The sequence below is a fragment of the Clostridium celatum genome (genome assembly GCF_021412605.1).
Taxonomy (GTDB): Bacteria; Bacillota; Clostridia; order Clostridiales; family Clostridiaceae; genus Clostridium; species Clostridium celatum.
In genome coordinates, this window is record NZ_JAJKGM010000070.1 from 1 (window position 1) to 7,740 (window position 7,740).

The 7,740-nt window shown below is 25.0% G+C and carries 9 protein-coding genes and 1 tRNA gene; 1 reads left to right on the forward strand and 9 read right to left on the reverse strand.

Going from position 1 to position 7,740, the window contains the following annotated elements; all coding sequences use genetic code 11:
- Nucleotides 1–145 precede the first annotated feature (145 nt).
- Both LPC13_RS16165 and LPC13_RS16170 read right to left on the reverse strand, forming a co-directional pair.
- Nucleotides 146–349, reverse strand: coding sequence for a hypothetical protein (locus tag LPC13_RS16165; protein ID WP_005212939.1), 204 nt, complete (start codon nt 347–349; stop codon nt 146–148).
- A 322-nt stretch (nt 350–671) separates the two neighbouring features.
- Nucleotides 672–747, reverse strand: a tRNA-Phe gene (locus LPC13_RS16170).
- A gap of 251 nt (nt 748–998) precedes the next feature.
- Between LPC13_RS16170 and LPC13_RS16175 the strand changes: the two genes are divergently transcribed.
- Nucleotides 999–1,430 carry a hypothetical protein gene (locus LPC13_RS16175; protein WP_040419292.1) on the forward strand — a complete coding sequence of 144 codons (432 nt, stop codon included), beginning with the start codon at nt 999–1,001 and terminating at the stop codon, nt 1,428–1,430.
- 108 nt (nt 1,431–1,538) lie between these two features.
- On the opposite strand, the gene LPC13_RS16180 is transcribed toward LPC13_RS16175, so the two are convergent.
- From LPC13_RS16180 to LPC13_RS16210, 7 genes are all read right to left on the reverse strand, one after another.
- A complete protein-coding gene (locus tag LPC13_RS16180; RefSeq protein ID WP_040419293.1) occupies nt 1,539–2,465 on the reverse strand; it encodes a CPBP family intramembrane glutamic endopeptidase in 927 nt (308 codons plus the stop codon).
- 234 nt (nt 2,466–2,699) lie between these two features.
- On the reverse strand, nt 2,700–3,212 hold the full coding sequence (locus LPC13_RS16185) for a CinA family protein (protein ID WP_005212952.1): 513 nt from the start codon (nt 3,210–3,212) through the stop codon (nt 2,700–2,702).
- Between the two features lie 129 nt (nt 3,213–3,341).
- Entirely contained in the window at nt 3,342–3,578 is a 237-nt protein-coding gene (locus LPC13_RS16190; RefSeq protein WP_005212955.1) for a hypothetical protein, read from the reverse strand.
- Between the two features lie 190 nt (nt 3,579–3,768).
- Nucleotides 3,769–5,856, reverse strand: a complete 2,088-nt coding sequence (gene fusA, locus LPC13_RS16195; protein WP_195245637.1) for an elongation factor G — start codon at nt 5,854–5,856, stop codon at nt 3,769–3,771.
- A gap of 495 nt (nt 5,857–6,351) precedes the next feature.
- Nucleotides 6,352–6,786: a VanZ family protein gene (locus tag LPC13_RS16200; RefSeq protein WP_005212972.1), complete on the reverse strand. Its 435-nt coding sequence runs from the start codon at nt 6,784–6,786 to the stop codon at nt 6,352–6,354.
- A gap of 26 nt (nt 6,787–6,812) precedes the next feature.
- Nucleotides 6,813–7,256 (reverse strand): hypothetical protein, encoded by a 444-nt coding sequence (locus LPC13_RS16205; RefSeq protein ID WP_005212973.1) that lies wholly within the window; start codon nt 7,254–7,256, stop codon nt 6,813–6,815.
- Between the two features lie 82 nt (nt 7,257–7,338).
- Complete coding sequence (locus LPC13_RS16210; protein WP_169317570.1) at nt 7,339–7,491, reverse strand: hypothetical protein; 153 nt, start codon at nt 7,489–7,491, stop codon at nt 7,339–7,341.
- Nucleotides 7,492–7,740 lie beyond the last annotated feature (249 nt).

Sequence of the window (7,740 nt, forward strand, 5' to 3'; positions counted from 1 at the left end):
TTAATATTAAATTTTATCCACAACTAATAATAGAAAAACCCTCTGTTTTTAAACAGGGGGTTTTTCAACAAACTGGAGGCACACTATATAATTAATATTAATTATATAGTGTGCCTTAAAATATACTTAATAGTATTATTTGCTACTATAGCTTATCTATATGTTTATTTATTTTTTTATATGAAGAATATATAAATGCTATTATAATTCCAAATACTCCGCCAGCAGAAAATCCTAATACTATATTCTCTATTATAGTACCTACTATAACGCCTAATATGACACCTATTGCTATACCTTTTGTTAAATAATCATAATCCTTATCAGATAAGATTAACTTTTCTAACATCTATATCTCCTCCTTTTATCTTTTATCTTTTATCTTTTATCTTTTATCTTTTATCTTTTATCTAAATTATATAATTTATATATTAATTATTTCTTAATTTAAAATTAACTTTAAATGAAATTTATTACAATATTAATTATAACAATTAACCTATATAAAATAAAGGTTTATTTTTACCTTTTTAAACACTTATTGAAACCAGTTAATGTGATTTTGTTTTTGAATTGCTAAATTTAATATACTTAAACCTAACATTATATTTAGATATATACTTATATTGTTAAAAATAAAAAAAGCAACTTACAAAAGTAAGTTGCTTTCCTGGTGGCTCGACCAGGAATCGAACCAGGGACACGAGGATTTTCAGTCCTCTGCTCTACCGACTGAGCTATCGAGCCTTGATGATTTAATTATACATATTTACTCATATTCTGTCAAATGTTTTTTTACTTTTTTTATTGTATTTTAACTAAACTCATTTATTCTAATAATACTTGAAATTTATATCTTTTAATATTAGTAATATACTCACAAGAATTAAACTTAAAATTAACTTTCATACATTATTATTAAGAGGTTTTACATTATAAGCATTTTTTAATTACTAAAAAATATACTTATAATGTAAATACTTTTATCGGAGGTTATCTTGCAATACATTATTATTATCCTTTTAATAGTAGCAATTGTTATTATGTATTTTTATTATGAAAAAAAATTAGCTCTTATAAAGAAAAGATTATTAACAACATCTAACCAATTTTATAATATTAGAAATCAATATAGAAATTCATTTTCAAAATTAGAAAATGTAAATATCCGTTTTCTTACTCCACCAATTAAAACAGCTATAACTAATAATAATATTGATGTGTTCTTAGCTCCTCTTCAAAACTCTCCTAAATTAAAAAAGCTAGAAGTTAAAATGGAAGTTAATATTTTAGATAGTGCAATCATAAATAATACCCTATGGTACTATGTTGATTTACCTATTGATAGTCAATATAATTGTCGAGGTTGGATTAAAGATTCTGATTTTATATCTTTACACTCTGAAATAAAAGAAATCGAATGTAATTAATTATTTAATGAAATAAAAAATAATGATATAACTTTAAAAACTAACAAATAAATTTTTAAGTTATATCATTATTTTTTTGCTATCTATAATTATTTTATCAAAAATTTATCATAACGCTATAATCATATATAATAAATATATAATTATTATAACTACAAATTGAATATTAAATATATTTTCCTTTTCTCCGCTAGGTTTAATACTAATATCTTCTCTTGTTATTATACCTCTTCTTATATTCATATTGGCTAGTTTTCTTAATATGAAAAAAGCTACTATTCCAAATGCTATTGCTATTCCACCATAAAAAACTCCTGTATATATCTTCATAATTAAAGGCATACTTTTTAAACTTATTTCTGTTGCTTGTTCTATAACATTATCATTTTGAGGAACTACACTAATTATTTTTTGCAATGTAACAGAAGTACCATTAATTAAAAAATGCATTAATGATGCTGAAAATATACTATTAGTTATTCTAACAACTATTGCAAATATAAAACCTAATGCTGTTGCATATAAAAATTGTTGTGGATCTAAGTGCATTATCCCAAATAACAATCCCGTTATTATTGCTGATAAATATATATTTTTATTTTTATAGCCTGATAAAACAATTCCTCTTATAGTTATTTCTTCTGTAATTGCAGGTAATACAGCTATTAATAATAACAATACTATATATGGTGTTTCAACTATTTGTCCAAAAAATGTTGCAATTTCATTTTCAAAAAAGAATTGAGATATAAGTGAGAAAAAAGACATTATCGGTTGACATACAAATGCTAACACAACTAATAATATAATATCTTTAAAATATAGTTTATTTAACTTTAATACCTCTTTAGCTGATTGCTTAGTTACAATTAGATATATAATAGCTGGTATTATGAATGTTATTGTATGACTTAGAAATAACATTAATCTCACATCTGATATATTAAATATCTTAAAAACTAAGTGTATAGGTAAAAATAACTGTAATAATAAAATAATTAAAAAATATGTATTTGCTCTAGATACATTTTTCATAACCATCCCCCTATATATAAAATATTTTAAAATTTTCTACCTTTAACTGTATATATTTTTTTTAATTGATAATAATATTAATGAAGTTTTAAACTTCATAGTTAATCGCCTCTCCCCCATTTTATTTATATACAAAAATAATCCCTTTAATTTTTTATATTTAATTAGGGGATTATTTTTTGTTATTATACTTAATATTACTTATATACATATTAATATTATCTAAAAAATATATTACTTACATAATTGATCCATCAATAAATTTAATGCAGCTATTGTAGCAGATTTTCTTACCATCTCTCTATTGCCATCAAAGTTATATTTATTAACTATAACTTTTCCTTCTACATATACTCCAATATAAACTAATCCAACTGGCTTTTCTTTTGTTCCTCCTCCAGGTCCTGCAATTCCTGTAGTTACAATTGATACTTTAGAACCACTTGCTATTGCTATTCCTTTTGCCATTTCCTCTGCTGTTTCTTTGCTAACTGCTCCATATTTATCTAAAGTTTCTTTTTTAACTCCTAGTCTCTTCATTTTAGATTCATTTGAATAAGTTATAGCTCCCTCTAAAAATACATTTGATATTCCAGAATATGAAATTAATTTAGCAGCAACCATTCCTCCAGTACAGGATTCTGCTGTAGATATAGTTAAATCATTTTCACATAGAAATTTTCCTAATAAAAACTCTATGCTTTCTTCATTTATATATAAATTTTGTTTCATATTATCTTTATTCATAAATCACCTCAAAAGTACATTGTATTTATTATTATAAACCTTTTATTTGTAAATTTACATATATTTCATTAAAGAATACATATTATGATTAAAGAAATAAAATCTCTAAAGCCTATAGCTCTAGAGATTTTATTTAAATTTATTTGCACTAATATAATAATCTCCTGAATTATTTACTCCTTGCTCTAAAATTGAAAAATTACTTTCCTTTAACATTGATGTAATTACATTAATATGTTGCTTATTGGAATTATCTAAAGTTATAGTAAAATTATCATTTTTCTCTACTATCCCCATATAATCGTGTATATCACTATATTCACTTAAACCTAATTTACCTCTTATATCCATCTTATAGTCTGGCATTTCTTTACCCTCCTATTCTTTACTATTACAATCCCCCTGCTTATTAACATATTACTTCAATTTCTTATTATTTTTATTTTATGTACTTATATATTTTTTATTCATATTAAATTAAAATTTATAAAAAAATTGTTCTGCTTAAAATCTTCATCTATTTAAAGCAGAACAATTTTAAAGTTTTATAAATATATTACGCTTCTTCTCTTAATCTTCTTGTTTCATCCAAAATTTTTGAAACTTCATTTGCAGGTACTTCATCATATCTTAAGAATTCACTTGTAAAACTTCCTCTAGCTTGAGTCATGGATCTTAAATCTGTTGCATAGTTAAACATTTCAGCCATAGGAACTTCAGCACTTATTTTTTGTACCTTTCCTTCTGGTTCCATACCTATAACTCTTCCTCTTCTCTTATTAATATCGCCCATTACATCACCCATGTAACTATCTGGTACTAATATTTGAACATTCATAACTGGCTCTAATAAAATAGGCTTAGCTAATTCCAATCCCTTCTTATAAGCTATAGATGCAGCTATTTTAAATGCCATCTCTGATGAGTCAACAGGATGATATGAACCATCATATAAAGTTGCTTTTAATCCTACAACCGGATATCCTGCTAAAACTCCATTACTTATACAATCTCTTAATCCTTTTTCAACTGCTGGAATAAAGTTTCTAGGTACTGCACCACCAACAACCTTATCAACAAATTCTAAATCTAATTCTCCATCATTTCTTGGTTCAAATTTAATTTTAACATCTCCGTATTGTCCATGCCCACCAGATTGTTTCTTATGCTTACCTTGAACATCGGAAGTGCCTTTAATAGTTTCTCTATATGGAACTTTAGGTGATTGTAATAAAACATCTGCACCAAATTTACTCTTTATTCTACTTGCAATAACTTCTAAGTGGGTTTCTCCAAGTCCCCAAATTATAGTTTCAGCATTTTCAACATCTCGTTCAACTTTAAATACAGGGTCTTCCTCCATTAATTTAGATAATGATAATGATATTTTTTCTTCATCACCTTTTGCTTTAGGTAAAATAGCCATTGGCATTACAGCATTAGGTAAATTAATCTTATCATACATTATTTTAAAATCTTCACTACACAAAGTGTCACCAGTAGCTGTATATTGAAGTTTTGAAACAGCACCAATATCTCCTGCAACTATTTCTTGAGTTGGTATTTGATTTTTACCTCTCATGAAAAATAAATGATTTAGTTTTTCTGATTTTTCTTTATTACTATTTAATACTGTTAATTCTCCTTTAATTTTACCTGTCATAACTCTAAATAATGATATTTTACCTACAAATGGGTCAGCTATAGTTTTAAATACTAACGCTGAGAAAGGTTTATCTTCATTAATTTTTATGAAAACCTCTTCATTTATTGCTAAATTCATAGCTTTTTGTGGAAGAGAATGCTCTGGTGATGGGAAACATTGGACTATACTATTTATCATTGATTTAATTCCAATGACTTTTGTCGCACTACCACATAATACTGGCGCAATTTCACCTTGTGAACATCCTTTTATTAATCCTGCATAAATGTCATCATCACATAATTCACCATCATTTAAGTATTTATCTAATAATTCTTCATCAGTTTCTGCCACTGCTTCCATAATCATTTGCTTACATTCATCTATTTTATCCTTTAATTCTTCTGGTATATCTATAGGTTCCATTTTAGAAGTTTTAGGATTATATTGTAATGCAGTTTTAGAAATTACATTAACGATACCATTAAAATCACTTTCTTTTCCTATAGGATATTGAATTGGAACTATACTCATTCCAAATCTTTCTTTCATTTGCTCTAATGTTTTATCAAAACTAGCATTTTCTCTATCCATTTTATTTATAAAAAATGCTCTTGGCAATTTAATCTTTTCACAATAATCCCATGCTTTTTCAGTTCCTACTTGAACACCTGATACAGCACAAACAACTATAGTAGCTATATCTACGGCTCTCATACCTTGAACCATTTCACCTTGAAAATCAAAATATCCAGGCATATCTACTATATTTATTTTAGTATTATTTTCTTCAAATGATGCTATTGAAGTAGATAATGATATACCTCTTTTCTTTTCTTCTTGTTCATAATCCATAACAGTCGTACCATCTTCTACTTTACCTAATCTATCAGTGTTATTTGTATAAAATAACAAAGCTTCTGCTAAAGATGTTTTTCCTGTTGCCCCATGGCCTATTAATCCTACATTCCTCAGGTTTTTATAATTATAGTCTTTCATAACATACAATAATACTACTAAAAGTGAATAGTATTATCTTTCACCCACCTTTCTTATATAGATTGATTATAGTTTTACTGGTAACTTTTGTTTTAAGTTATACTTAATCTTTATGAACTTACTAACTTAAATAGTACATAATTAATTTATTCTATTACTTTTAAGCTTTTTATCTTTATATAAAATTATTCCCAATAAATTATAGTTTAACCATTAATCACTTATAGTTTAACCATTAATCACTTATTATTATTCTATTTATATTTATATTGTTTAAATTAGATGTATATATTAAACTATTTCTCAAACACAACAAATCTATGAATCTATAAACCCTATTTAAAAATATACATAATAGTTAATATTTTTATCTATTTATATACTTCATAATATAGAAAAAACAAAGACTTATACTAAATCTTTTTCTTTAGTATAAGTCTTATTATTTAAATATAACATTTGAATTTTTAGGTGGAACACTAATAATATTTTTTATTACTTTTTTATATACTTATATATTATTTCTACTAAGCAAGCAGTAAATCCTCCTGAAAAGTCAATTAAAACATCTCTTAATGCCATAGCTCTTCCCGGTACAAAATATTGATGTACTTCATCAGATATTGCATATATTAATACAAATATTAATATATAGATTCGCTTCTTTTTATCGCTAAAATAATACCTCAATACATTATTAGCTAAAATATATAATATAAAGTATTCAGTAAAATGAGCTGTCTTCCTAATAATAAAAGTTGCTAAACTTCCTAAATAACTATTTAAATCTAATCCTATCTTATTAAATATTTGAATTATTAAATCACTTTGTTGATTAGAAACCTCTGCTGGTTGATGTGACATAAAAAATATTATTATAATCCATAATATTAATAATATCCAATTTATAATGATTCTTTTGTTTTTCATACTTTTCTCCTAATAACTTAACACTCCTAATTTTTCTCTACTAAATATCTATTTATATAAGCTAGTGATTCTTCTAGAATTCCTTGACTACTTTCTAAATCTTGTAATTTCACTTCTAAATTGCATATTCTCTGTTCTATTAAATACATTAATTCTTTTACATCATTTAGTAATTTTCCTTCATATGATACTTGAATACCATCTGAATCAATATAAATCTTATCCGGAGCTGATCCACACTCTACACACTTTGCATATATACCTTCTTTATCTGTATCTCTAAATATTTTAAATACATTATTATTACATTTGGAACAAGTAGATAGTATTGTAAAATCATAATAACTTATATCAAATTCATATTTAGTACCACACTTTTGACAAGTTAATACTAAATTATTCCCTTCAGTTTGTATAAAAAAACAATTTCCACTACACCCATCTTTTTCACACACAACAGTTCTTATCATAAATATTCCTCCTTATATTTTGGAAATATATTCCTTTAAATATTTATGAAAGTTTTTTTGTTTATATTCTTATTTGTAATTTTTATTTATTTGTTACTACTAAATTATCTAATTCCCTTTTTATATGCAATATTTCTTTATCAATTTTACTTGTATCTTTCCCCGCTAATACCAGTTGTCTTTTATCTAATTTCAATTGTATAATTTTTTTTTCTAAATCTACTTTTGTATCCATAATACTCACTCCCATTCTTAACTTATAAGAATCTCAAAATATAATTTAGGTATGTAATATAATTATATAATATTTTTCAAAAATTTTTATAATAAATAATAACAATTTTTAATATATTTTACGACAATCGATATAACTTAAATAAATTTATAAAAAAAAAGCTACGATTCAAATCGTAGCTTTTGGTGGAGGTAAAGGGATTCGAACCCTTGACCCCTTGCGTGCAAGGCAAGTGCTCTCCCAACTGAG